Raw genomic sequence first — 25658 nt, 5'->3', positions numbered from 1 at the left:
TGTTGTGCGTGTTCTTGGTTCAACTGCCGTTTTCTGGGAGGAATACAATGGCAACGACGTCTTTGGCCGACTCGTCCAGTCGGGGAATGACGAGGGAAGAGAAGAAGGTTATCTTCGCTTCCTCGCTCGGTACCGTATTTGAATGGTACGACTTCTATCTTTACGGGTCCTTGGCGGCCTTCATCGGCGCGGCGTTCTTCAGCGAATATCCGGAAGCAACACGCAACATCTTTGCCCTGCTGGCCTTTGCAGCCGGATTTTTGGTCCGTCCTTTCGGAGCGCTGGTCTTCGGTCGGATTGGCGACCTGGTAGGCCGCAAATACACCTTTCTCGTGACAATCTTGATCATGGGTCTGTCGACCTTCCTCGTCGGTATCCTTCCTGGATCGGCGAGCTGGGGCATTGCCGCGCCGGTCATTCTCATCGGCCTGCGTATGCTTCAGGGCCTGGCGCTTGGCGGCGAATACGGTGGCGCCGCAACATATGTTGCCGAACACGCACCCGACAACAAGCGCGGTTATTACACATCCTGGATCCAGACCACCGCGACACTGGGGTTGTTCCTCTCGCTCATCGTCATTCTCGTTGTGCAGAATTGGCTGGGCAAGGAAGCTTTCGCTGCATGGGGATGGCGCGTACCGTTCATCCTGTCGTTCGTTCTTCTGGGCATTTCCGTGTGGATTCGGTTGTCCTTGAGTGAATCGCCGACGTTCCAGCGGATGAAGGAAGAAGGCAAAGGCTCCAAGGCTCCGCTTTCTGAAGCTTTCGGTCAGTGGAAGAATGCCAAGATCGCCCTTCTGGCTCTCTTTGGCCTCACTGCCGGCCAGGCCGTCGTCTGGTATTCGGGCCAGTTCTACGCACTGTTCTTCCTGCAGAACGTGCTCAAGGTCGATGGTCAATCGGTCAATATCATGATCGCCATCGCCCTGTTGCTCGGTACCGGCTTCTTCGTCTTTTTCGGCTGGCTGTCAGACAGGGTCGGTCGCAAGCCCATCATCATGGCGGGTCTTGCCCTGGCGATCATCACCTATTTCCCGCTGTTCCACGCGCTGACCTGGGCCGCTAACCCGGCACTCGCTCAGGCGCAGGAATCGGTACGGGCGACCGTCACCGCGGCTCAGGGAGATTGCAACTTCCAGTTCAATCCAGTGGGTACCCGCAAGCCGGTCACCTCGTGCGATATCGCCACTGACTTCCTGGCGAAGAGCTCGATACCCTATGACATCGTCGCTACTGCACCTGCAGGCACAGCGGCAACTGTGACGATCGGCAACGAAACCGTTACGTCGTTCGACGGCGCGACAGCCGGCGCTGATGCCGCGGCGAAGACTGCGGCCTTCACCAAGGGCGTCAACACCGCGCTTAAGGATGGCGGATATCCGCTTGTCCGTGACCCCGCCAAGGTCACCGATGCCAAGCTGGACGCCTTTGTCGCGGCCAACCCGAAACTCGCACTCGATGCTGCTGCCATTCGGGCTGGCAACAAGACGATGGTGCCCGTGGCTCAGGCGGTCAAGGACAAGCTGGTTACTGCCGATGAAGCGGCCGGCGCAACCGAGGTCGCAGTCTTCTCCATTCCGGGCGCTGGCGCGTTCAGGATGGTAGCGGATCCTGCTGCCGTCAATTGGCCGAAGGTCATCGGCATCCTGTTCATCCTCGTGCTTTACGTCACGATGGTGTACGGGCCGATTGCCGCCATCCTGGTGGAGATGTTCCCGACACGCATCCGGTACACCGGCATGTCGCTGCCCTACCATATCGGCAACGGCTGGTTCGGTGGCCTGCTGCCGGCTACGGTTTTCGCGATGAGTGCTGCCAAGGGCGATATTTATTATGGCCTCTGGTACCCCATCGTGATTGCAGCGATGACCCTCATCATCGGCCTTCTCTTCGTACGCGATACGAAGGGTACGGATCTTCACGCCATAGACTGACCTGCAAAACCAAAGAAAGCCCGGCGCGATTTCTGTCGCGCCGGGCTTTTCTTTTTAAGTCGCTAATCTTCAGGCAGCCAGGGCCTTGTACTTGGCCAAGATCGCGTCGCCCATTTCGACGGTGCCAACCTTGGTCTTGCCTTCCGACATGATGTCGCCCGTGCGAATCCCGTCGTCGAGGACGCCAGCGACCGCGGCTTCCAGTCTGTCGGCCTCGGCAATCATGTTGAACGAATAACGCAGGCACATCGCAAACGAAGCAATCATCGCAATCGGATTAGCAACGCCTGTTCCGGCAATGTCGGGCGCCGAACCGTGCACCGGCTCGTAGAGCGCCTTGCGGCTGCCAGTCTTAGCGTCCGGCGCGCCGAGGGAGGCAGACGGCAGCATGCCGAGCGAACCCGTCAGCATGGCTGCAATATCGGAAAGCATGTCGCCAAACAGATTGTCCGTGACAATCACATCGAACTGCTTGGGCCAACGCACCAGCTGCATACCGCCGGCGTCGGCAAGCATGTGCTCGAGCTTGACGTCGGAATATCTGGCCTTGTGCGTGGCGGTGACAACCTCGTTCCAGAGCACACCCGACTTCATGACATTGCGCTTTTCCATCGAGGTCACCTTGTTCGCGCGGGTGCGCGCAAGCTCGAAGGCGACGCCGGAAATACGTTCAATCTCATAGGTATCGTAAACCTGCGTATCGATGCCGCGCTTCTGGCCGTTGCCAAGATCGCGGATCTCCTTCGGCTCGCCGAAATAGACGCCGCCGGTCAATTCGCGCACAATCAGAATGTCGAGACCTTCGACCACTTCCTTTTTGAGCGACGAGGAGTCGGCCAGCGCCGGATAGCAGATGGCAGGACGCAGATTGGCAAAGAGCTCCATATCCTTGCGCAGGCGCAGAAGACCTGCTTCCGGGCGGACATCGTACGGTACGCTATCCCACTTCGGTCCACCGACAGCGCCGAAGAGCACGGCGTCGGCGGCCAGCGCTTTTGCCATATCGGCTTGGGAGATGGCCGCACCATGCGCATCATAGGCGCTGCCGCCGACGAGGCCTTCATCGAGCTCAAAGCCGCTCTTTAGTTCGGCATTCATATAGGCAATGATCTTGCGAACCTCGGCCATTGCCTCGGGTCCAATGCCGTCGCCGGGAAGAAGGAGGAGCTTTTTCGATGCCATGCGGGAAAACCTCTAGAGCGGTTGAACGGAATGGCGGTTCCTTAGCGCAAGTTCGGCAAAGATGGAAAGCGTTACGCGCAATTTTCTGAAAACTTTGCCGGTCTGCAAATGAAAAAGCCCGCCGAAGCGGGCCGTGACAAAAGCTTATTGAACGCTCAGGCCCAGGGGCGCTTTTCCGCATTCGCGGTTTCGAACGTGTCGATCATGCCAGCCTTCTCCATCGTCAGGCCGATATCGTCGAGACCGTTGAGCATGCAATAGCGGCGGAATTCGTCGAGATCGAACTTGATTGTACCGCCGTCGGGGCCCTTGATGGTCATGTCTTCGAGATCGATCGACAGGGTCGCATTTGCGCCGCGCTGCGCGTCGTCCATCAATTTGTCGAGATCCTCATGACTGACGCGGATCGGCAGGATACCATTCTTGAAGCAGTTATTGTAGAAGATGTCGGCAAAGCTGGTAGAGATGACGCAGCGAATCCCGAAATCGAGTAGAGCCCACGGCGCATGCTCGCGGCTCGATCCGCAACCGAAATTGTCGCCCGCCACCAGAATCTGCGCCTTGCGATAGGCGGGCTTGTTGAGCACGAAATCCGGATTCTCGCTGCCGTCTTCGTTATACCGCATTTCGGCAAAGAGCCCCGTGCCAAGACCCGTGCGCTTGATCGTCTTCAGGTAGTCCTTCGGGATGATCATGTCGGTGTCGACATTGACGATTGGCAGCGGAGCGGCAACGCCGGTGAGCTTGGTGAATTTGTCCATAATATCTGCCTGTAGATTCTGGGTAGAGATTGATTGTTCGCTTTACACCAGCTTTGCAGCGAATCAAAGCGTTTCACCTGTGGCACTTTGAGCCTCATTGCCGTTCACGCAGGATTGCACTTGTCTTGGTGCAGCGATCAAGGCACAAAACCGGCATGACGAAACCTTCTCGCTTGCGCCGTTCGGTCCTTTACGTTCCCGCGTCAAATGCCAAGGCCCTTGCCAAAGTCGCCTCGCTCCAGGCAGACGCTGTCATATTCGATCTCGAGGACGCTGTTGCCCCCGAGGCGAAAGAGACTTCGCGGGAAGCGCTCCGCAATTATTTCCTCGTCCATCCGCCTCGCACCGCAGAGCGGGTCATTCGCATCAATGCACTTGACGGTGAATGGGGAGCCGAAGACCTGCTGGCTGCCCGTGCCTGCAAGCCTGACGCCATTCTTCTACCGAAAGTTCAGACGCCGCAGGACGTGACCAATGTAGCGGATGTTCTCGACGATACCGATGCCTCCGAAGGTATACGCTTGTGGGCAATGATCGAGACACCGCGCGGCATCCTTAACGTCGATGCCATCGCCGAACTCGGCCTGCGCTCGACTGCGCGTCTCGATTGCGTTGTCGTCGGGACGAACGATATTGCCAAGGAGACCGGAACCCGGCTGAAAGCGGGCCGCGCGTTTTTTGCGCCTTGGCTCATGCAGGTGCTCCTATGCGCCAGGGCCGGGAAGCTCGATGTCATCGACGGCGTTTTCAATGATTTTGCCAACTTTGATGGGTTTAGCGCTGAATGCGCGGAGGCCGCACAAATGGGTTTCGACGGCAAGAGCCTCATTCACCCGGCGCAGATCGAGCCGGCCAATGCCGCTTTCCTTCCTGACGAGCAAACGTTGGGCGAAGCAAGGGCCATTGTTGCAGCGTTTGCCCGTCCCGAGAATAGCGGCAAGGGCGTTATCGCCCTGTCCGGGAGAATGGTCGAGCGCCTCCACCTTGAATCGGCGCAAAAGCTCGTTACAAAAGTCGATGCTCTTGGCAGAAACTGGGAGAAGCCGGATCGCTTCGCTCCAAACATGGGAAACATAACAATGAAACTATATCGGTTTCTGACGGGCCCTGATGATGCCAGCTTCTGCCACAAGGTAACGGCAGCCATAAACAAGGGATGGCATATCTATGGCTCACCGACCTATGCGTTCAATTCGGTAACCGGCGTGATGCAGTGCGGCCAGGCAGTCGTCAAGGACGTGGACGGTGTAGACTATGAGCCAAGTATCAAGCTCAGCGACTTTTGAGGGCGGTTGCCGCTTCGCCTGCGACTGGCGTCGCTCAATATCTTCAGTCAGTCAACGCTCGCTTCGAGCCGCTCCATGTCTTCATCGGAGAGGCCGAAATGGTGACCAATTTCGTGGATCAAGACGTGGGTCACGATATCGCCCAAGGCTTCTTCGTATTCGGCCCAATAGTCAAGGATCGCCCGCCGGTAAAGCGTGATGCGATTGGCCTGCTGCCCGGTCGATAAGGAAAAGCGTTCGCCAATGCCAGTCCCTTCGAAGAGCCCCAGAAGATCGAAGGGCGATTCCAGGCCCATGTCTTCAATAATCTGATCGTCGGGGAAATCGGAAATCTGAATGGTGATATCGCCGCAAAGGCTGCGGAAGGTTTCCGGCAAATGCGCGTAGGCTTCGATCGCCAGCGATTCGATCTCGCCAAGTGACGGTGACAGACGGTTACCCCAATCGGCAGCTTGGTTACTTCGGGCCATTGCAACTCCATGACGGGCTTTTCGGCTTCATATAGTGCCTTTTGCCCGTATATGCGAGATGCGACGCTTTTTGCGGTTAGGCGTGGGCCTTTGCCGCCAAAAGCAGCCGTTCCATGCGCCGGAAACTTTCGGCAAGCACGGTCGGATCTCGAAGGCCATGGGCCAGCATGATCCCGCCCTGCCATTCGGTCACAGCGTTGCGCGCGATGGCAAGCGCGGTGGACGGCCGAATACCTGAACGTCCGAGTTCGCGACCAATGAACCCGATGAGCAGGCTGAACGCTTCGGCCGCCCTGCCCGCCGCCTCTGGCGAGTCGCGGCGAAAATCACGAACCGCCAATGCGATCGGACAACCATGCTCGACGCGGCTCTTGAGCGATTGCGCCAATTTGTCGATGAGACGCTGCAGGCGTCGTCTGGGATCCTGGTCCGCAGCAACGATCTCTGCGAGCATTTCATCTGTTTCGGCAACGAAAATGTCCGCCACGCTGCGCGCGAGTTCGGTCTTTGTCTTGAAATAGTAATAGATGTTGCCCAGCGGAATGCCCGAGCTTACGGCGATATCTGCGAGACTGGTGACAGTATAGCCGTGACGCCAGAACAGTCCGGCAGCCGTCGCAGTCAGGATCTCCCGCTTGTCGTTATGTTTTGCCATGATCCGCCTCTGTCAGTCATGCAACTGACTGGGATTGTGCCCCATTCTTCGATCAAACGAAAGTCATTGTGCCTGCGAAGACGAGGACCAGACGAGCCGCGCCCCGAGGCCCGTTCAATCCTCGATCGAACGCGCCTCCGAGGGTAGCATGATCGGGATGCCGTCCCGTACAGGATAGGCCAGATGTGCGGATTGGGAGATCAGTTCGGATTTTTCCTGATCGTAGACAAGCGCGCCCTTTGTCAGTGGACAGACCAGCAACTCGAGCAACTTGCGGTCGATGGAAGTTTCACGCTTGCCCTCCGTCACGGCTTGATCCTCCACTTATTGCAGGCTGCCCTCGAAATCGTCCTGGTCCTTTGCGAGGGCAATCTCGGTAATGGCAATGAGGGTTTCGGCTCGTGTCTTGAGATCGGCTGCTTCGAGCAGCGCCTGCTTCTCCGCCGCACCAAACGGCGACATCATCGCAAGCGCATTGACCAGCGTTTCGTTGCCGGCCCGCGCGATGCCGTCCCAGTCAGCTTCGAGACTATTGGCGTCTAGATAGGCGCGGAACACGCGCAGGAGGGCCGCGCGGTCCACCTCCGAATCATCAGCCTCATCGAGATCGGCGCGCAACGGCGCAATCTTGCACTGCCTGAAAGGCGCGCGCGTTCCCATCTCCTTGACGATGCGGAATCTACAAATGCCGTGGAGCGTGATGAGCAGCCGCCCATCCCCCGTCTCGGCAAGGGAAGTGATACGTCCGAGACACCCGACCTCACAAAGCTCAGCTTCCTCGCCGTCTTCCTGGTCGAAGCGCGGTTGAATCATGCCGATGATGCGTTTCCCCGCAAGGGCTGCGTCCACCATCGCAAGGTAGCGTGGTTCGAAAATATTGAGCGGCAGTTGTCCGCCGGGAAGCAGCAGTGCGCCCGATAGCGGAAAGATCGGCACGCTTTCCGGGATGTCCTCCAGCGTCCGATAGCGTACGTTTCCTGCCTTCATCATTTTCTCCAAGCCAAACCCGGACGAGCCGGGATCGATGGCTATAGTGCCTGATTTTCCTCAGGAAAACAGCAAGGAAGACAATTTGCGACGCGCAGCGACAGAGGATGGATCGGTTGGGCCCCACGCGTCGAAAAACTGCAGCAACTGCTTGCGGGCACCATCGTCATTCCAGCTACGATCGGCCCGCATGATGGCGAGAAGATGATCGGCGGCCGCATCGCGCTCGCCCTTGGCATTCAGGATCATTGCGAGATCGAAGCGAGCCTGATGATCCTTGGGGTTCGCCTGAAGGCGGGCCTCGAGCGCCACTGAGTCACCAAGCGTTGCCACCTGCTCGGCGAGTGCAATCTTCGCCTCGGCCGAGCGTACACTCTCCTCCTGCCGCTTGTCGGACGGGACGCGCTCGAGGGTAGCTCGCGCCTGCCCGACGTCGCCGAGTTCCACGAGCGTGGTCGCAAGACCCGCCAGTGCTACCGCATGGTCGGGCACCTCGCCGAGAATGGCCGAGTAAATCTGTCCTGCCTGCTCGAAATGTCCCGTCTCGGTCGCCTCGGCCGCGGCATCAAGCGCCGATTGGATGGCAGCATCCTTCCCGCCATCCGGTGAAGCGAGCCGGTTGATGAATTCCGTTACTTTGGACTCGGGCAGAGCTCCCATGAAGCCGTCGACCGGCTTGCCATCGGCAAAGGCGATCACGGCGGGGATCGATTGAATGCCGAGCTGGCCGGCTATCGCCGGATGATCGTCGATGTTCATCTTGACGAGCTTCACCCGCCCGCCCGCCATCTGCACGGCCTTCTCCAGAATGGGGGTCAATTGCTTGCATGGCCCGCACCAAGGCGCCCAGAAATCGACAAGAACCGGTTGACGCTTCGATTCAGCAACGACGTCCTTAGCGAACGCGGCCGTCGTCGTATCTTTGATCAGTTCCGCGGCGGCCGAAGCATTTTGGGTCGCAGCACCATAGGACACGCTGGTCGTGCCGGTGGTGGCACCATAGCCGCCGCCAAACGGGTTATCTGTATTGCTCATCAAGTTCTCCCGTCATCCGCCGGAGCATCGGTGGCCCCGAAAACATTCAGCTATCAGTTTGGGGTCGATCCGTCTATTTTCAAGATCAACGGATCGTGTCCGGTCGCCTTGAGAAAGGTCAACAGATCGTCGCGACCGATGGAACTGGTTGCATCATTGCTCAGCGGGTGTGCATTAATGGTATCGTGCTGCATAAGCCCTTCGTCAAGTACCACTTTCACCTGATGTTGCCTATCGTTGATCACGCCGAAAACGCTTACAGCGCCAGGGACGAGACCAAGATATTCGAGAAGCTTTTCCGGCTTGCCGAAGGAAACGCGGCTTGCCGCCCCTATCTTGCCATGTATGGACTTCAAATCGACCTCGGCTTCCTCGTCTACTGTTACGAGATAGAAATTGTCCTTTTTGTCCTTCAGGAAGAGGTTCTTCGTGTGAACCGCCGAAATCTGGCCACGAAGGTCTTGGGCCTCGGCGACCGTAAATACGGGCGCGTGGCGAATCGTCGACACTTCAATGTTCAGATCATCGAGAAATTGCATCAAATCGTCGAAAGTCTTGAGCATGGGGGCTTTCTGAAGTTGGCGGTCTAAGGGAGGCTCCTGTTGTAAATAATGGCTTGATTGAGTGGCCTCAAGCAAAAAGCCTCGTTCAATCCGGGCCTTTTGGCGTTTTTTCGCGATATCGTTCAGAAGTTGAAAAAACCCTGTTGCAATTAGCCGGCGCTTGGGTCATATAAGCCCCGCTTCGCAAGACAGACTGGCGCACGCGGGAGTAGCTCAGGGGTAGAGCACAACCTTGCCAAGGTTGGGGTCGTGGGTTCGAATCCCATTTCCCGCTCCAGTTGTCTCAATGATTTGAAGCACTTAAGCAAGGCGCCCTTCGGGGCGCCTTCTTGCTTTTGCACCTTTGCCGTTTCCCATGGCGACGACTTCGTGCCTCCTTGCTCCGACAGCATTGCAATCTCCAGCCAAAGCAGTAAATCCTTAGATCATGGCCCAGAAGAAAGCGCACGAGGTTGATTCATTCCTGAAAAGGCTCGATCGCGCCTATCCGATCATCCTGCTATACGGGCCCGACAAGGGGCTCGTCAGCGAGCGTGCTGTTGCATTCACCAAACTAACGGGCCTTGCCCCGGATGACCCCTTTGCGGTTATTCGTCTCGATGCCGATACCATCCAGGCAGAACCTGGCAGGCTCTCCGACGAGGCAAACACCATATCGATGTTCGGGGGCGAGAGATTGATCTGGGTCCGCAACGCGACTGTCCAGAAGGGCTTGGCCGACGCTGTCGCCCATCTTGTCAAGAATCCCCCGCAAGCTACGTTCATCCTGATCGAGGCAGGCGACCTGAAGAAGGGCGCCGGTCTGCGCGGAACCATCGAACAGAGTGCCTGCGCCATGGCCCTGCCCTGCTACAGTGATGATGCCCGCAGCCTCGACGGCACCATTGATGACATGATGGCGCGCCATGGGTTGCAGATCAGCCTGGACGCCCGCAGCCTTCTCAAGGAAAGCCTGGGGGGAGATCGCCTAGCGACGCGAGGAGAACTTGAAAAGCTCTGTCTTTACGCCCTCGGCAATGAACGCATCACCATCGATGATGTGCGCGATATTATTGGTGATGTCAGCGCCATATCCTACGAGACGATCATCGATGCAATCATGGTGGGTAACCTTAATGATTTTACGCACGCGTTCGACCGCGTGATAGGGAGCGGATCATCAAGCTTTCTTATCCTTAGTACCGCGATCCGCCAGTTCCAGTCGTTACAAACGTTACGTTACGGCATGGAAACTGAGGGAAAAAACGCGGGAACGGCGGTAGCCGCGGCTAAACCACCGATTTTCTTTGCCCGAAAGAAGTTGGTGGAGTCAGCCTTGCAACGCTGGTCCACGGTCGCTTGCGCCCGTGCCATTGAACGTCTGCAGCGGACTGTTCTTGAAAGCAGGCGAAACGCCGATCTCGCTGTGCCAATTATCCGCCAATCACTCATTGCCCTTGCCGCAGAAGCGGCACGGGCAGGTCGCCTCTCGCGCTGAATTATCTGCGAATCAACTTTGCAGGCGGCGGCAGACCTCGTCGAGCTGCTCCAGCGTCGTGTAGTGGATGCGAACGTCGCCACCTTTATTCTGATGGTTTACCGTTACGCGCATGCCGGTGACGTCGGACAGCAATTTTTCCAACGCGCGCGTATCGGCATCCTTTTCGGTATCGCGCTCGACCTTAGGCTTGGGAGCAGTCGATTCCCCACCGTTCTGCGCCAGGGCCTCCGCCTGGCGTACCGATAATCCATCGCGAACAATCTTGTCAGCAAGAGCACCAGGGTTTTCTGCGGTAATCAACGTGCGCGCATGGCCCGCGGACAGCGCGCCATTGGTGATCATGTCCCTAACCGGCTCCGGCAATTTCAGCAGACGCAGCGTATTCGCAACATGGCTGCGGCTCTTGCCTATCACTTGCGCAAGGTCCGCCTGCGTATAGTCGTGGTCGTCGATAAGTTGCTGATATCCCATACCTTCTTCAATAGGATTGAGATCGGCGCGCTGAACATTCTCGATAATCGCAAGCTCGAGAGCCACGCGGTCATTGACTTCGCGAATGATGACGGGGATCGCGGCAACGCCGGCGCGCTGCGCCGCGCGCCAGCGGCGTTCGCCAGCAATGAGTTCATAATGGTCGGGCGAACCTTGTACCGGGCGGACAACGACCGGCTGAACGATCCCGTGTTCGCGGATGGATTGGGTCAGGTCCTCCAGATCGCCTTCCGTGAACAATCGGCGCGGGTTGCGCGGATTACGGGTAATGAATTCGATCGGAATGTGCCTGTCCTGAGGCGCCGACGGGCGCGGAGCGCTTTCATCCGGCAACCGATCCATTTCACCGATGAGCGCTGCGAGACCGCGGCCGAGTCGCTTCTTGGAGAGGTCTTCATTCATTGTCGTCAACTTTCATAATCATTTCGTAGTCGAATCGATCGTCACGCGGCCCGCAAATGGCGCTCGCGCTGTATCACTTCCGAGGCAAGTTGCAGATAGGCCTGGCTTCCCGCACACTTCAAATCATAGAGGATGGCCGGTATTCCATATGACGGCGCCTCGGAGACGCGGACATTGCGCGGGATTACGGTTCGGTAGACCTTGTCGCCCATGAACGATCGAACATCGTCAACGACCTGCGTGGCCAAGTTGTTGCGACCGTCGTACATCGTGAGGACGATACCCTGGATATTGAGCTGCGGGTTGAGCGACGCGCGCACTTGGCTGACGGTCTCCAGCAATTGGCTGAGACCCTCGAGCGCAAAAAACTCGCACTGCAGCGGAACCAGTACCGAGTCAGCGACAGCCATGGCATTCATTGTCAACAGATTGAGCGAGGGGGGACAATCGATCAATATGTAGGAGTATGGTGACGCAGCCGGATTGCCACGAAAGGCCTTGCGCAAGCGCGTCGCGCGATCCGCAGCATTGCCAATCTCCATCTCGACGCCCAAGAGATCGAGCGTTGACGGAATCAGCGACAGGTTTGGCACGGCCGTCATGACGGCTGCATCCTCCACCGAAGCCGTTTGCATTAGAACATCATAGGAGGAAACATCGCGGTTTTTGCGGTCGATCCCAAGTCCAGTACTTGCGTTACCCTGCGGATCCAGATCGACGACGAGCACATTCTCGCCGATTGCCGCCAAGGCCGTTGCCAAGTTGATGGCCGTGGTGGTTTTCCCCACCCCGCCTTTCTGATTGGCTATGGTAATGATGCGAGTCTGACTATTCATCACTATCTTCCTGAGCAGAAACTGCGTTTTGGCTGCGGACGAGTGCTTTTAGGCGCGAGGACCGGCCGGGCGCAGATTGCTGATCTGCAGGATTACCGAATCCCTATCCACCGCGCTTTGGTGTTCTACCAGATCGAATGCCCAATCAACACGGCTTTCAGCAACTTCGCGCCGGTAATCCCGGCCTTTTTGAAAAAGCCCAGTTGCACCAGACTTTAGCCATGGCCCTGCAAGCGCAAAAAGTTCGCTTAAAGAGGCAAGTGCCCGCGCCGTCACTATCTCCGGCGTTGCGATTCGATTCCATACATTGTCAATTCGCGCCGCGTGGACAACTCCCGGAGCGGCGAATTTACCGATAGCAGTGCGCAAAAAAGCCGCCTTCTTGCCGTTGCTTTCAACAAGATCGATACGCCCGCCCTGTCGTTCCTTCAACAGGATGGCAATTACCACGCCGGGAAACCCTCCGCCTGACCCGAGGTCAAGCCAGGTTTTAGCGCCTGGCGCGAGATCGAAGAGTTGCGCGCTATCGATGATATGGCGCTCCCAAAGCTGATCGAGCGTCGAAGGAGCAGATAGATTGATGGCCTTTGACCATTTGCGGAACAGTTCTTCGAAGCCATAAAGGTTATCCACTGTTTCACGTGAAACAGTGGATAACACCTGATTGAGACTTGCTTCGCGCCAATCGCTCACGCGACGTCTCGCGTCGTTGAGCCTTTACGTATCTGAGCAATTATCAAGGCAAGGGCGGCCGGCGTCATACCGTCGATGCGCTGAGCTTCGGCGATCGATCGCGGCCGGCGATCTCTCAGCTTCTGCTTCAATTCATTCGAAAGCCCCGAAGTCGCTGCAAAGTCAATCGAGGGAGGGATCAACAGCGCTTCCTCGCGCTCCATTGCCGCCACATCGGACTTCTGGCGCTCCAGATAGACGGCGTATTGGGCCTCGATTTCGAGGGCCTTACCTATTCGCGGGTTCAGTTGGCCAAGCTCCGGCCAAATCCGCTTGAGGCGATCGAGATCGATATCCGGAAAGGCCAGAAGATCGTACGCCGAGCGGCGGATACCGTCCTGGTTGAGATGAAGATCATGAGCGGCAGCTGCACTTGGCGTAATCGCCAGGCTCTTGCTGAGCACTCGCGCAAAATCGAGATCACTGGTCCGGGCGGCAAAGCGCCCACGTCGCGCCGCACTCAGTATCCCAAGGCGTTCCGCCAAGGGCGTCAGACGCTCATCGGCATTATCAGCACGCAGCGATAAACGAAATTCCGCACGGGATGTGAACATGCGGTAAGGCTCACTCACTCCGCGGGACGTCAGGTCATCGACCATCACACCAATGTATGCTTCCGTACGGTGCAGAATTACGGGATCGCCCGCCCCAGCGAGGCGCGCCGCGTTGAGCCCTGCAAGGAGTCCCTGGGCAGCCGCTTCCTCGTAGCCCGTCGTGCCATTGATTTGGCCCGCGAGAAAGAGCGCACCGATACGCCGGGTCTGCAAACTACGGTCGAGTTCGCGCGGATCTATGAAATCATACTCTATGGCATAGCCGGGCTGCAGCATTGTTGCGCCTTCAAGCCCGGGTATCGTTTCCAGGAGATCAGCCTGCACGTCTTCGGGCAGTGAGGTCGAAATACCGTTGGGATAGACGGTATGGTCGTCCAGACCCTCCGGCTCAAGAAAAATTTGATGTCCATCGCGATCACCAAATTTGACAATCTTATCCTCTACAGAGGGACAGTAGCGCGGGCCAATCCCCTCGATCGATCCCGAATACATGGCCGAGCGATGCAGATTCGCTCGAATGATATCGTGCGTTTTGAGCGTGGTGCGCGTGATCCCACAGTCAATTTGCGGATTGGTAATCGAATCCGTCATCAGCGAAAAGGGTAGGGGCTCCTCGTCCGCCGACTGGATGTCGAGACCTTGCCAATCAATCGTGCGTCCGTCCAGTCGAGGAGGCGTGCCGGTTTTAAGTCGGCCCAGCGCGAAGCCATACCGCATCAGCGTATCGGAGAGCCCCAGGGCCGGAGCCTCACCCATCCGCCCCGCGGGAGTCTTCTTCTCACCAATATGGATCAGCCCACGCAAGAATGTTCCGGTCGTCAAGACGACAGCACCACAGGATAATACCCGGCCGTCTATCAATTGGACACCAACAACCTTGCCGTCGGTGATGACGAGGTCGTTTGCGCCGCCCTCGAGCACGTCCAGGTCCGATTGCACGGCTACTGCCTGTTGCATTGCCAACCGATAGAGTTTGCGGTCCGCTTGCGTTCTCGGCCCCCGAACGGCAGGGCCTTTGCGGCGGTTGAGAAGCCTGAACTGAATACCGGCAGCGTCAGCGACGCGGCCCATCAAGCCGTCGGGCGCATCGATCTCTCGCACGAGGTGACCTTTGCCCAATCCGCCGATAGCAGGATTGCAAGACATCACGCCGATTGTGTCAGCGCAATGGGTTACCAGCGCGGTCTTCGCACCGAAGCGTGCGGAGGCTGCCGCGGCTTCGCAGCCGGCGTGACCACCACCGATGACGATGACATCATAGACGTCTTGCACGATACTTTGCTTTCAGAGATTCGAATCTGCGTCTTGATGGGCAAAACCGCGTTTGGAGTCAAGTATGGCCAAATAAACAATGTTTCACGTGAAACATTCCTCTGCACTGAAACAGGTGTCCGGCGCGGGGTGGCAGACAACCATCCGACAGATTGGCCAGTGTTTCACGTGAATCATTTGCCTATGCAGAACTGTGAGAACACCACGTCTAGAATATCTTCAACGTCGACGTGTCCCGTTATCCGACCCAACGCATAAGACGCCGTCCGCAAATATTCTGCCCGAACTTCCAACGGTGCGTTGGTCTGGTGGATCGCGGCATCAAGCTCGTGGCTCGTCTCCGCGAGGAGTTCAAGGTGGCGTCGTCGCGTCGGCAGGGGGTCCGCGAGGTTGCCAACTGCTTCAACGGCGCGCGTTTCAAGTGTAGTAAGCAGCGCATCGAGGCCCTCGTCACTTCGTGTTGAAATCACCAAATCGCAACCTGCTCGTTGAGACGGTATGGCCAAATCCGACTTGGTTCCAACACGCAAAACCATATCATTGTCAATGTCAGTTGGTAGAACCGCTTCAGGATCGGAAAGGTCAACCAGGGCAAGCACCAAATCGGCAGCCGCCGCGCGTTCGCGTGCCCTGTTGATTCCGATACGCTCAACTTTGCCATCGGTTTCCCTGAGCCCCGCGGTATCGGTTACGAGAACAGCCAAACCGGCGAGATCGAGTTTAATCTCGATCAGGTCCCGTGTCGTTCCTGGCTCATCGGAAACAATCGCCACGTCACTCCCCGCCAAGGCATTAAGAAGACTAGATTTGCCCGCGTTTGGTGCGCCAACAATAACTACGCGGAAACCGTCTCGGACAAGTGCGCCGCGCCTCCCATCGGAAATGTGTTTCTGTATCCGTTGGGTCAGGTTTCTCATACCCGTCCACACTTGGTCCGAGACGGACCCAGGAACATCCGATTCGTCGGCAAAGTCGAGTTCTGCCTCGATGTAAGCCCGCGCCCGGATGAGCTCCTCGCGCCAACCCGCATAGAGAGATGCTTGCGCGCCCGAAGTGATCTGGAGTGCGAGCTTGCGCTGGCTCTCGGTTTCCGCCGCTATCAGATCTGCCAGTCCCTCGGCCGCGGTGAGATCGAACTTCCCGTTGGCATAAGCCCTCCGCGTGAATTCTCCTGCTTCTGCCATGCGACAACCGTCAAAAGAGTAAAGCAATGTTATGACAGCGTCAGCGACGGCCTTGCCACCATGGAGGTGAAATTCGCCGCAATCTTCGCCAGTAAAGCTATATGGCGCGGGAAAATAGAGGATAAGCCCTCTGTCGATGGGATTTCCCACGCGATCGCACAGAGTCTTTAGGGTAGCGACACGCGGCAGAGGCACACGCCCGAAAATCGTTTCGATGACGAATCGAGTTTGTGGACCGGAAAGACGGATGACCGCTACCCCCGCCGGTAGCCTCCCACTCGAAAGTGCGAATATGGTTTCGCTGGCGACCCTCTGTTTCATTTTCATCGATCCGTACTAGAATAGGCGTTGATAGCCCAATCAGGGCTCGTTCGAAAGGCTGCAGCCGCAATGAGTGAGCAACGAAACCTGCTCGGCCAGGAATCTAGCCCCTATCTGCGCCAACACGCACAGAATCCAGTCAACTGGCGACCGTGGGGTCCAAGTGCGCTTGCGGAAGCCCACGGTGCCCAAAAGCCAATTCTACTTTCGGTGGGATATGCAGCTTGTCATTGGTGCCACGTCATGGCCCACGAATGCTTCGAGGACGCAGAGGTCGCGGCGGTAATGAACGAGCTCTTCGTGAACGTCAAGGTCGACCGCGAGGAGAGGCCTGACATCGATCAGATCTATATGGCCGCCCTTGGTGCTATGGGCGAGCAGGGCGGTTGGCCGCTCACCATGTTCCTTACCCCGGAAGCGAAGCCTTTTTGGGGTGGCACTTATTTTCCCAAGCATTCGCGCTATGGCAAGCCGGGCTTCCTCGACATTCTTCGCTTGATCAACAGCGTCTGGCATGAGGATAGGATGCGCGTTGAGCAGAATGTGCGAGCGCTTGTGAGCCACGTCAGCGGAAGGCTCGATGCGAAGACGGAGCCGTCCCAAATCGATTCGGCTCTCTTCAACCAGTTCGCCGTGAACGTCCATGCCATGATCGACCTGGAGACGGGCGGTGTTTCCGGCGCTCCCAAATTTCCGAGTGCGCCCTTCATGGACGCGCTCTGGCTATCCTGGTTGCGCAATGGCGATAGGTCCCATCGCGATGCATTTCTGACTAGCCTGCATATGATGTTGCAGGGCGGGATTTACGACCACTTGGGCGGGGGGCTGTCGCGTTATTCCGTCGATGATCGCTGGCTGGTGCCGCACTTCGAGAAGATGCTCTACGATAATGCGCAGATGATCCGGCATGCGACGCTTGCCTATGCTGCAACGGGCGAAATATTGTTTCGCCAGCGAATCGAAGAGACAATTGCTTGGCTTGAGCGGGAAATGCTTATCGGCAGCCGGTTTGCTTCGAGCCTCGATGCCGATAGCGAAGGCGAGGAGGGGCGGTTCTACGTGTGGTCGAGCGCCGAGATTCCAGGGAATGAAGATTTTCAAGCCTTCCGCGACATCTATGACATTAGCGAGGCCGGCAATTGGGAAGGCAAAAATATTCTCAATAGGCTGCGATCGCCGCGGTTAACCGATTCCGCGGTAGAGGCAAGGTTGGCGACTGAGCGCCAGGACCTTTTCCACCTGCGCGAGCTTCGTGTTCGGCCGAGCCGGGATGACAAGGCACTTACCGACTGGAACGGGCTAGCGATTCGTGCGCTGGCGGAGGCGTCCGCAGTGTTTGAAAGACCTGACTGGTTGCGCCTTGCCAGCGAAAGCTATCGTTCCGTTGCCGAATCGATGATTGATGGCCGCCTTCCTCATTCGGTGCTGGGCGACTCGCGTCAGTTTCCCGGGCTATCGTCCGACTACGCGGCAATGATTAACGCGGCGCTCGCGCTGCATCAATTGACTCAGGACAAAACCTATATCGATAACGCCACGAATTGGCTTGCGATGCTCGACCAATGGTACCGTACGGAAGATGGTGGCTACGCGCTCAGTGCTTCCGATAGCGGCGACGTCATCATTCGCGTGCGCGGCGATCAGGATGAGGCCATACCGAGCGCTACAGGCCAGATAATCGAGGCCGTGTCTCGACTGGCAACCACGACAGGCGACGACACCCTGCGGCAAGGAGCCGAGCGCATCGCCGAAGAAGCGATCGGACGCGTCTTGCAGCAGCGTTTCGGCCAGGCCGGCGTCTTGAACAGCGCCAGCCTGCTTCTCGATCCCATGAAACTCGTAATCGTGACACCGGACGTTGATAATGCGCTCTTCCAAACAGCGCGGCGTTTTCCGGATCCGCGACGGACAGACATCTGGGCCGAGTTCGTACAGGGCAAGAAGATCGAATTCATTACCGGCGCCGGAGAAGTCACCATAGAAAAACCCGCGGCTTATCTCTGCCGCGGGTTCGTGTGTCTTGCTCCTGTGGACACGGCGGAAGCGCTATTAGCGCTCCTTCAGCCTGGCGCCTGAGCCTTAGGTATTCATCGAGTCGAAGAACTCGCCATTGGTCTTGGTCTGCTTGAGCTTATCGATGAGGAACTCGATCGCATCGGTCGTTCCCATCGGCGCCAAAATACGGCGCAGCACGAAGATCTTCTGGAGGTCCTGGCGCGGGACGAGCAGGTCTTCCTTGCGCGTACCGGACTTCAGAATGTCCATGGCCGGGAAGATGCGCTTGTCGGCGACCTTGCGGTCGAGCACGATTTCCGAGTTACCCGTGCCCTTGAATTCTTCAAAGATGACTTCATCCATACGGCTGCCGGTATCGATCAACGCCGTCGCGATGATGGTCAAAGAACCACCTTCCTCGATATTGCGCGCCGCACCGAAGAAGCGCTTCGGGCGCTGCAAGGCATTGGCATCAACACCGCCGGTAAGGACCTTGCCCGATGACGGCACGACCGTATTGTAGGCACGGCCAAGGCGTGTGATGGAATCGAGCAGGATTACGACGTCGCGTCCGTGCTCTACCAGTCGCTTGGCTTTCTCGATCACCATTTCGGCAACCTGAACGTGCCGCGAGGCAGGCTCATCAAATGTCGAGGATACGACCTCGCCCTTTACCGAACGCTGCATATCCGTAACTTCTTCCGGACGCTCGTCGATGAGAAGAACGATGAGGTAGCATTCAGGATGGTTGGCGGTGATTGAATGGGCAATATTCTGGAGGAGAACCGTCTTACCTGTACGCGGCGGCGCAACGATGAGACCGCGCTGGCCTTTGCCGAGTGGGGCGACGAGATCGATGACGCGCGCCGAGAGATCCTTTGTGGTCGGATTTTCCAGCTCCATCTTGAAGCGCTCATTCGGATAGAGCGGCGTCAGATTGTCGAAGTGGATCTTGTGGCGGATTTTCTCGGGGTCTTCGAAATTGATCGTGTTGACCTTGAGCAGGGCGAAATAACGTTCGCCTTCCTTGGGGCCGCGAATGGGACCCTCGACCGTATCGCCAGTCTTGAGCGAAAATCGCCTTATCTGTGATGGCGAGATGTAGATATCGTCGGGACCCGGGAGGTAGTTGGCATTGGCGGACCGCATGAAGCCAAATCCGTCCTGTAGGATTTCGACGACGCCTTCGCCAATAATTTCGACTTCTTGCGAAGCCAGCTTCTTCAATATTGCAAACATCAATTCCTGTTTGCGCATGACGCTGGCATTTTCCACCTCAAGCGACTCCGCGAAGGCGAGAAGGTCGACCGCCGTCTTGTTCTTGAGTTCTTGTAGTTTCATTTCCTGCATGTGTGGCGGAACTCTTAATTCTAATGTTGTGAATGGGGAAGGGAAATGACGATGCCCAAACGCAGTGCCAGAGAAAAATATTGGCTGAAGATGCTGTGGCGGTATTTCCGGAGAGGAGGCCCCTATCTAGCTAATCCCGCTAGCAAGGGCAAGTGATTTCATGAGTGGTTTTGATAGAGATTAGCAGTTTCTGTGATCGATCAAAATGGCTTTATGACGACCATGATCACGATAATGACCATAAGAAGCGTCGGAACTTCGTTCATGAGCCGCCAGAACCGCTGCGACTTCTCATTTTGATCCTTGGCAAAGAGCTTCACTGCCTTGGAAAAGTACCCGTGGACACCCGACAGAGCGAAAACCGCCAGAAACTTGACGTGAAACCAGCCGTCCAAGTAGGCCGCCGTCTTCCAGGCCAGCCATAAGCCAGCGATCCAGGTAATTCCCATGGCCGGATTGATGATTGCCTTGAGAAGCCGCTGTTCCATAACCTTGAAGGTCTCGGACTCGGTCGAGCCCGTTACGGCGGCGCAGTGATAAACAAAGAGGCGGGGTAGATAGAGCATCCCGGCCATCCATGAGATCACGGCAATGACATGGAACGCCTTGACCCACAGATAGGCATCATCCGGATAGAATACAACCAGGGCGACAAGGCAGAGCGCGACGCCAGCTACGATCAGTCTGGAAAGCAGCGGAATGCTACTTGACTTCGTGCCGCTCGAACCAGCGCTACTCATCGCTTACATCCTCTGAAATTGATACCTCAGCCCCGCGAAGAAGCAAGCCGAACCCGGTTGATCATCTGCTCCACATGAGCAACAGGAGCATCCGGCGTGATGCCGTGGCCGAGATTGAAGATCAATGGGCCTTGGCCAAGCGCGTCGAGGATGGCATCAACGCCGTCATCGAGCGGCTTGCCGCCAGCAACAACCCGCAAGGGATCAAGGTTGCCCTGCACCGGCCCGCCGCCCTGCAACGAAGACGCCATCGACAGCGGTACGGACCAGTCGAGGCCCAGTGCCGTAACGCCCGTGCGTTCACGATAATTGGCGTAAAGTGCACCGGCGCCCTTTGGAAAACCGATGATCGGCACATCCGGATGAACCGCGCGAACCTTCGCCACAATCCGCGCCACAGGAGCGACACAGAACTGCTCGAATGAAGCTTCGTCGAGAACTCCTGCCCAGGAATCGAAAATCTGGACTGCGTCCACGCCTGCTCCGATCTGTCGGATCAGGTATTCGGCCGACACGTCGGAAAGTTCGTCGAGCAGTTTTTGAAATGCGTCGGGATGGCGATAGGCGAAAAGACGCGCTGGTGCTTGGTCCGGCGTGCCGTGGCCGGCGATCATATAGGTCGCAACCGTCCATGGCGCCCCGCAGAAGCCGAGCAGCGTTGTCTCGTTGGGCAGTTGCTGCCGCAGGAGCCTCACCGCCTCATAGACCGGCTCCAGCCGATCCGCTGCACCACCTGATTCGAGCCAGAATATCCCGTCGACGTCAATCGGCGTCATCATGGGCCCGCGACCCTCTTCGAAGCGAAGGTCGCGACCGAGCGCGTGCGGTACAACGAGGATATCCGAAAACAGAATTGCCGCGTCAAAGCCAAATCGCCGAATTGGCTGCATCGTCACTTCAACGGCAAGATCGGGGGTATAGCAGAGATCGAGAAAACTTCCCGCATTCTTGCGTACTTCCCGATACTCGGGAAGATACCGCCCTGCTTGTCGCATCATCCAGATGGGTGGAGGAAAGACAGTCTCGCCTCCAAGGACTTTCATCACTTTGCGAACCATCGTCGTCTCCGGCTTGTCCTACAAAAAAGAAATTCAGATCTATTTCGGGTTTTCTGATTCTTAGAGTCTGTTTGTACCGGGAATTAGCGAATTGCCAGAACTTTCCCACAGCCAACAATTGAACGATTAGGCCGGGATAACCAAACAGATTCTGGCCGTGTCTATGTTAGATAAGTAATATATTTATCTATTTCAATGGTTTAGCGCGCGATAGGTTGTGGAAAATTCTGTGAAAGTTGGATGAACAATCATATAAAAGTTTTGGCTTTCCCCGTATCGCGGGAACCAGGCGAAGAAACGCGCACAGGCCTGCCAGTTGTGGATGACTTGCCAAGAATTCACATGGCTGCCATCAGTTGTGAAAGGCTGGGAGTTTTGTCCCCAGCCATCAACAGAGCGTGGAAATTTCTGTGACGAAACCAGTAAACTACTTCCATCTTCACATGATTTCTGATGCGACCGGCGAGACTCTCATTGCCGCCGGGCGGGCTGCTTCTGCGCAATACGCTCATGCGCGCGCGATTGAGCACATCTATCCCCTGATACGCACTGAGAAGCAGATACGAAGAGTACTCGACAGCATCGATGCCGAACCCGGTATCGTTCTTTATACGATCATTGATCAGCGCCTTGCAGCGATGATCAATGACGGTTGTGCTGCACTCGGTGTTCCCTGCGTGTCGGTTCTCGAGCCCGTGCTCGGCATCTTCCAATCTTATCTCGGAACGCCGGCCGGGCGACGGGTTGGTGCACAGCATGTCCTCAACGCCGAATATTTCCGCCGCATCGATGCATTGAATTTCACTATGGAGCACGATGACGGACAATTGCCGCTCGATATCGAGGAGGCGGATGTGGTTTTGATCGGCATTTCGCGCACGTCAAAGACGCCGACCAGCATCTATCTCGCCAATCGCGGTATCAAGACCGTCAATGTGCCGATTGTTCTCGGAGTTCCCATACCAGACGTCCTTGTGCAATCGCAAAGGCCGCTCGTCGTTGGCCTTGTTGCCTCGGCTGAACGCATATCGCAAGTTCGCCAGCACCGTGTACTTGGCGCTTCGCAAAACTTCGATGCCGAACAGTATCTAGATCGGGCTAACATTATTGAGGAGTTGACGTACGCGCGGCAGATCTGTCACCGACACAACTGGCCGATGATCGATGTTTCGCGGCGCTCTATCGAAGAAACCGCGGCCGCGGTCCTTGCCCTTCGGGCAGAGGGGCGATAACGCAACAGCAAAGTCATTCAAGAGGAAGCCATGGATATCATCCTTGCCTCAAAGAGCCCGTTTCGTGCCGCGCTCTTGAAAAACGCCGGCGTCAATTTCACGGTCGAGTCCGCCAACATTGATGAGCGTGCCGCAGAGGCTCCACTTTATGAGACCGGGGCAACGCCGGAGGATGTCGCGCTTGTCCTGGCAGAAGCTAAAGCGCTCGACGTAAGCGAGCGCAATCCCGGAGCACTGGTGATTGGTTCGGATCAGACGCTTTCGCTCGGCGAGGAGGTTTTGCACAAACCTTCCGATATGGAAGCAGTGCGGCGGCAACTGCTCGAACTCTCGGGCAAGACGCATCATTTGAACAGCGCCGTTGTACTTGCCAGGAATGGCGAGACCCTGTGGCGGCACGTGTCGGTGGCGCGTATGACATTGCGCGATCTCGATCCGGGCTTTGTCGGGCGTCATCTGTCTCGTGTCGGCGAAACTGCTCTGCAGAGCGTAGGCGCCTATCAGTTTGAAGGCGAGGGCGTGCAGTTGTTCGAAAAGGTTGACGGCGACTATTTCACGATTGTCGGCCTGCCATTGTTGCCACTTCTCGCCGAATTGCGCCGGGAAAGTGCGATTGATGGCTGACACATTGAACGCGTTCGTAACTGGGTATCCCATAGGCCATTCGCGCTCGCCGCTGATCCATGGCCATTGGCTGAAATCCTACGGCCTCAATGGCTCTTATCGGGCCATAGGGGTAGCGCCCGAGAATTTTTCTGATTTTGTCAAAGGAATACGGCAGTCCGGCTTTGTCGGCGGCAATGTAACAATCCCGCACAAGGAAGCGGCCTTCGGCCTGGTCTGCAAACGCGATGCAGCCGCTGAGGAAATCGGCGCGGTCAATACGCTTTGGTTTGAGGAGGGTGAACTCTGGGGCGGGAATACCGACGCCTATGGTTTTGCCGCAAATCTCGACGCTTTGAGCGCGGGTTGGGACAAAGGTAGGAACGCACTGGTCCTCGGTGCTGGCGGAGCCAGCCGCGCTATCGTCTATGCGTTGAAGCAGCGTGGTTTCACCGAAGTGCGAATCGTCAATCGCACGTTGGACCGGGCTCAGGAACTTGCCCATCGTTTCGGTCCCGGGATTAGCGCCCATCCGTGGCGGGCCATTCCGGAACTCATTCCGGATGCCAACCTTGTGGTGAACACGACTTCGCTCGGCATGGAAGGGAAAAGTGAACAGCAGATGGATCTTTCCAATGCTGATGGCGACGCGCTTGTCACCGACATTGTTTATGTTCCGCTCGAAACGCCGCTGTTGCGGGCCGCAAGGGCCCGCGGGCTGAAAGTCGTCGATGGTCTTGGCATGCTGCTGCATCAGGCTGCACCGGGTTTCGAACGCTGGTTCGGAAAACGACCCGCCGTGACCTCCGAGTTGCGGGAGCTCGTCCTTGCAGACATGGCGAAGCCGGTGGCTGGCGGGCAGGCACGATGATCGTTCTTGGCCTCACCGGATCAATTGGCATGGGCAAGTCGACAGCTGCCCAGATGTTTGTCGACGCTGGCATCCCGGTCCATTCAGCGGATGATGCTGTTCACAGGCTCTATTCCGGCGCGGCCGTGCCGTTGATCGAAGCTTCCTTTCCGGGAACGACGTCAGATGGTGTGGTCGATCGCACGAAGTTGTCGTCCACCGTCGTTGGCAACCGTGAAGCGCTTCGGAAACTCGAGTCGATCATCCACCCCCTGGTTCGCGCCGAGGAGACCAAGTTTCGCAACGAGGCACTGGCGCGTGGCGAGAAACTGATCGTTCTCGACATCCCTTTGCTTTTCGAAACGGACGGTGATCAACGCGTGGACAAGGTGCTCGTGGTTACTGCCCCGGAAGACGTGCAACGGCAACGTGTTCTCGATCGCCCCGGCATGACGCCAGATAAGCTCGAGGCAATTCTGGCGCGGCAGACGCCGGATGCCGAAAAGCGCAAAAGGGCGGATTTTACGATCGACACGCGGCACGACTTCGATGTCACCCGGGCTGCGGTGAAGAAGGTCATCGAGGCGTTGCTTGTTGAAGCCCGATAGGCACGCTCCACGCTTGAAGCGGGGATACTGACAATCCCCGCTTGCTCCACGCGGCCGTTTCATGGAACGTGAAGAAAAAGGTGAGTCGATGCGCGAGATCATTTTCGATACGGAGACGACCGGGCTCGACCGGTTGGAAGATCGTGTCATCGAGATCGGCGGCGTTGAACTCATCAACCGGTTCCCTACGGGCCGGACGTTTCACGTCTTTATCAATCCTGAAGGCAAGGCCGTGCATGCGGATGCGCTGGCTATCCACGGCATCAGCAATGATCAACTGGCCGATAAGCTGCTCTTTGCCGGAATTCTCCATGATTTTCTGGATTTTATCGACGGGGCGAAGCTGATCGCGCACAATGCGATGTTCGATATCGGCTTTATCAATGCTGAGCTCAACCGGGTTGGGCATCCGCCGATCCACAGCGATCGCGTCGTCGATACATTGGCGCTGGCCCGGCGCAAGCATCCCATGGGGCCGAATTCGCTCGATGCGCTGTGCCGGCGCTATGGCATTGATAACAGCCACCGTACGATGCACGGTGCATTGCTCGATTCGCAGCTGCTCGCGGAAGTCTATATCGAATTGATCGGCGGCAGGCAGGCGGCGCTCGGGTTGACCATCGCCGAGCAGACCGATGGCCACCAGGCCGGCGATCAAACCCGCGTTATCATGATCGCGCCACGGCCGGTGCCCTTGCAGCCGCGTTTAACCGAGGCGGAACGGTCCGCCCATGCCAGGCTTGTCGAAAATATCGGCGAAAAAGCCATATGGAACGAACGCATCGTCGTCCTTCAATAAAAAACCCGGGTCTTGCCCGGGTTTCTCGTCACGGATTGTGTTCTTGATCAGCTGACCTTCGCCTTGGCCTGTTCTTCTGCCATGCGCTGCTGGAACATCTGGGCAAAATCGATGGGATCGATCATGAGCGGCGGGAAGCCACCATTGCGTGTTGCTTCGGCGATGATCTGACGCGCGAACGGGAACAAAAGACGCGGGCACTCGATGAAGAGCAGCGGCAGCAAATGTTCCTGCGGGAAACCAACGAGGCGGAAAACACCGCCATAGACGAGTTCGG

26 protein-coding genes and 1 tRNA gene are annotated in these 25658 nt (G+C 57.1%); 10 read left to right on the top strand and 17 right to left on the bottom strand.

Going from position 1 to position 25658, the window contains the following annotated elements; genetic code table 11:
* Window positions 1-47 precede the first annotated feature (47 nt).
* The gene (locus AAAB35_RS00685) at window positions 48-1934 is read left to right on the top strand and encodes an MFS transporter (protein WP_340666329.1); all 1887 of its coding nucleotides are present in this window, start codon (window positions 48-50) and stop codon (window positions 1932-1934) included.
* Between the two features lie 69 nt (window positions 1935-2003).
* Here the strand turns inward: AAAB35_RS00685 and leuB are convergent, their stop codons facing one another.
* Both leuB and leuD read right to left on the bottom strand, forming a co-directional pair.
* A complete protein-coding gene (gene leuB, locus AAAB35_RS00680) occupies window positions 2004-3116 on the bottom strand; it encodes a 3-isopropylmalate dehydrogenase (RefSeq protein WP_340666328.1) in 1113 nt (370 codons plus the stop codon).
* A 155-nt stretch (window positions 3117-3271) separates the two neighbouring features.
* On the bottom strand, window positions 3272-3877 hold the full coding sequence (gene leuD, locus AAAB35_RS00675) for a 3-isopropylmalate dehydratase small subunit (protein ID WP_340666327.1): 606 nt from the start codon (window positions 3875-3877) through the stop codon (window positions 3272-3274).
* Window positions 3878-4032: 155 nt separating this feature from the next.
* Between leuD and AAAB35_RS00670 the strand changes: the two genes are divergently transcribed.
* Window positions 4033-5163 carry an aldolase/citrate lyase family protein gene (locus AAAB35_RS00670; RefSeq protein WP_340666326.1) on the top strand — a complete coding sequence of 377 codons (1131 nt, stop codon included), beginning with the start codon at window positions 4033-4035 and terminating at the stop codon, window positions 5161-5163.
* A 47-nt stretch (window positions 5164-5210) separates the two neighbouring features.
* On the opposite strand, the gene AAAB35_RS00665 is transcribed toward AAAB35_RS00670, so the two are convergent.
* The 6 genes from AAAB35_RS00665 to AAAB35_RS00640 all read right to left on the bottom strand — a co-directional run bounded on the left by AAAB35_RS00665 (window position 5211) and on the right by AAAB35_RS00640 (window position 8873).
* Window positions 5211-5633, bottom strand: coding sequence for a metallopeptidase family protein (locus AAAB35_RS00665; protein ID WP_340666325.1), 423 nt, complete (start codon window positions 5631-5633; stop codon window positions 5211-5213).
* A gap of 76 nt (window positions 5634-5709) precedes the next feature.
* Entirely contained in the window at window positions 5710-6288 is a 579-nt protein-coding gene (locus tag AAAB35_RS00660) for a TetR/AcrR family transcriptional regulator (protein WP_340666324.1), read from the bottom strand.
* 114 nt (window positions 6289-6402) lie between these two features.
* The gene (locus AAAB35_RS00655) at window positions 6403-6612 is read right to left on the bottom strand and encodes a Trm112 family protein (protein ID WP_340666323.1); all 210 of its coding nucleotides are present in this window, start codon (window positions 6610-6612) and stop codon (window positions 6403-6405) included.
* Window positions 6613-7275 (bottom strand): LON peptidase substrate-binding domain-containing protein, encoded by a 663-nt coding sequence (locus AAAB35_RS00650; RefSeq protein WP_340666322.1) that lies wholly within the window; start codon window positions 7273-7275, stop codon window positions 6613-6615. It abuts the gene before it with no gap.
* Between the two features lie 60 nt (window positions 7276-7335).
* Window positions 7336-8310 carry a thioredoxin gene (gene trxA / locus AAAB35_RS00645; RefSeq protein WP_340666321.1) on the bottom strand — a complete coding sequence of 325 codons (975 nt, stop codon included), beginning with the start codon at window positions 8308-8310 and terminating at the stop codon, window positions 7336-7338.
* Window positions 8311-8363: 53 nt separating this feature from the next.
* The gene (locus tag AAAB35_RS00640; protein ID WP_340666320.1) at window positions 8364-8873 is read right to left on the bottom strand and encodes a prolyl-tRNA synthetase associated domain-containing protein; all 510 of its coding nucleotides are present in this window, start codon (window positions 8871-8873) and stop codon (window positions 8364-8366) included.
* Window positions 8874-9075: 202 nt separating this feature from the next.
* Here AAAB35_RS00640 and AAAB35_RS00635 point away from each other — a divergent pair.
* Both AAAB35_RS00635 and holA read left to right on the top strand, forming a co-directional pair.
* Window positions 9076-9150 (top strand) — tRNA-Gly (locus AAAB35_RS00635).
* Window positions 9151-9300: 150 nt separating this feature from the next.
* Window positions 9301-10350 (top strand): DNA polymerase III subunit delta, encoded by a 1050-nt coding sequence (gene holA / locus AAAB35_RS00630; RefSeq protein ID WP_340666319.1) that lies wholly within the window; start codon window positions 9301-9303, stop codon window positions 10348-10350.
* A gap of 12 nt (window positions 10351-10362) precedes the next feature.
* On the opposite strand, the gene AAAB35_RS00625 is transcribed toward holA, so the two are convergent.
* The 5 genes from AAAB35_RS00625 to mnmE all read right to left on the bottom strand — a co-directional run bounded on the left by AAAB35_RS00625 (window position 10363) and on the right by mnmE (window position 16146).
* Window positions 10363-11247, bottom strand: coding sequence for a ParB/RepB/Spo0J family partition protein (locus tag AAAB35_RS00625; protein WP_340666318.1), 885 nt, complete (start codon window positions 11245-11247; stop codon window positions 10363-10365).
* 41 nt (window positions 11248-11288) lie between these two features.
* Complete coding sequence (locus AAAB35_RS00620) at window positions 11289-12083, bottom strand: ParA family protein (protein WP_340666317.1); 795 nt, start codon at window positions 12081-12083, stop codon at window positions 11289-11291.
* Between the two features lie 48 nt (window positions 12084-12131).
* Window positions 12132-12776, bottom strand: coding sequence for a 16S rRNA (guanine(527)-N(7))-methyltransferase RsmG (gene rsmG, locus AAAB35_RS00615; protein ID WP_340666316.1), 645 nt, complete (start codon window positions 12774-12776; stop codon window positions 12132-12134).
* Complete coding sequence (gene mnmG / locus AAAB35_RS00610; protein ID WP_340666315.1) at window positions 12773-14641, bottom strand: tRNA uridine-5-carboxymethylaminomethyl(34) synthesis enzyme MnmG; 1869 nt, start codon at window positions 14639-14641, stop codon at window positions 12773-12775. The genes rsmG and mnmG overlap by 4 nt, the downstream gene beginning before the upstream one ends.
* A 173-nt stretch (window positions 14642-14814) precedes the next feature.
* Entirely contained in the window at window positions 14815-16146 is a 1332-nt protein-coding gene (gene mnmE / locus AAAB35_RS00605; protein WP_340666314.1) for a tRNA uridine-5-carboxymethylaminomethyl(34) synthesis GTPase MnmE, read from the bottom strand.
* 69 nt (window positions 16147-16215) lie between these two features.
* Here mnmE and AAAB35_RS00600 point away from each other — a divergent pair, with 69 nt between their 5' ends.
* Window positions 16216-18222 carry a thioredoxin domain-containing protein gene (locus AAAB35_RS00600; protein WP_340666313.1) on the top strand — a complete coding sequence of 669 codons (2007 nt, stop codon included), beginning with the start codon at window positions 16216-16218 and terminating at the stop codon, window positions 18220-18222.
* A gap of 3 nt (window positions 18223-18225) precedes the next feature.
* Here AAAB35_RS00600 and rho read toward each other — a convergent pair whose 3' ends face one another.
* The 3 genes from rho to hemE form a co-directional block, all read right to left on the bottom strand.
* Window positions 18226-19491: a transcription termination factor Rho gene (gene rho, locus AAAB35_RS00595; RefSeq protein WP_027230937.1), complete on the bottom strand. Its 1266-nt coding sequence runs from the start codon at window positions 19489-19491 to the stop codon at window positions 18226-18228.
* A 200-nt stretch (window positions 19492-19691) separates the two neighbouring features.
* Entirely contained in the window at window positions 19692-20231 is a 540-nt protein-coding gene (hemJ, locus tag AAAB35_RS00590) for a protoporphyrinogen oxidase HemJ (RefSeq protein WP_340666312.1), read from the bottom strand.
* Window positions 20232-20257: 26 nt separating this feature from the next.
* Window positions 20258-21289 carry a uroporphyrinogen decarboxylase gene (hemE, locus tag AAAB35_RS00585; RefSeq protein ID WP_340666311.1) on the bottom strand — a complete coding sequence of 344 codons (1032 nt, stop codon included), beginning with the start codon at window positions 21287-21289 and terminating at the stop codon, window positions 20258-20260.
* 410 nt (window positions 21290-21699) lie between these two features.
* Between hemE and AAAB35_RS00580 the strand changes: the two genes are divergently transcribed.
* From AAAB35_RS00580 to dnaQ, 5 genes are all read left to right on the top strand, one after another.
* The gene (locus AAAB35_RS00580; RefSeq protein ID WP_340666310.1) at window positions 21700-22521 is read left to right on the top strand and encodes a pyruvate, water dikinase regulatory protein; all 822 of its coding nucleotides are present in this window, start codon (window positions 21700-21702) and stop codon (window positions 22519-22521) included.
* 30 nt (window positions 22522-22551) lie between these two features.
* Entirely contained in the window at window positions 22552-23145 is a 594-nt protein-coding gene (locus tag AAAB35_RS00575) for a Maf-like protein (protein WP_340666309.1), read from the top strand.
* The gene (locus AAAB35_RS00570; protein ID WP_340666308.1) at window positions 23138-23995 is read left to right on the top strand and encodes a shikimate dehydrogenase; all 858 of its coding nucleotides are present in this window, start codon (window positions 23138-23140) and stop codon (window positions 23993-23995) included. Before AAAB35_RS00575 ends, AAAB35_RS00570 begins: the two co-directional genes overlap by 8 nt.
* Entirely contained in the window at window positions 23992-24582 is a 591-nt protein-coding gene (coaE, locus tag AAAB35_RS00565; protein ID WP_340666307.1) for a dephospho-CoA kinase, read from the top strand. The genes AAAB35_RS00570 and coaE overlap by 4 nt, the downstream gene beginning before the upstream one ends.
* A gap of 88 nt (window positions 24583-24670) precedes the next feature.
* Window positions 24671-25381: a DNA polymerase III subunit epsilon gene (gene dnaQ, locus AAAB35_RS00560; protein WP_340666330.1), complete on the top strand. Its 711-nt coding sequence runs from the start codon at window positions 24671-24673 to the stop codon at window positions 25379-25381.
* A 47-nt stretch (window positions 25382-25428) separates the two neighbouring features.
* Here dnaQ and AAAB35_RS00555 read toward each other — a convergent pair.
* On the bottom strand, window positions 25429-25658 hold a 230-nt coding region (locus tag AAAB35_RS00555), incomplete at its 5' end, for a protein-export chaperone SecB (protein ID WP_340666306.1).

It is taken from the genome of Phyllobacterium sp. (assembly GCF_037994425.1).
Lineage (GTDB): Bacteria > Pseudomonadota > Alphaproteobacteria > Rhizobiales > Rhizobiaceae > Phyllobacterium.
Note: the sequence above shows the minus strand (reverse complement) of the source record. Positions and strands in the feature narration are given on the sequence as shown.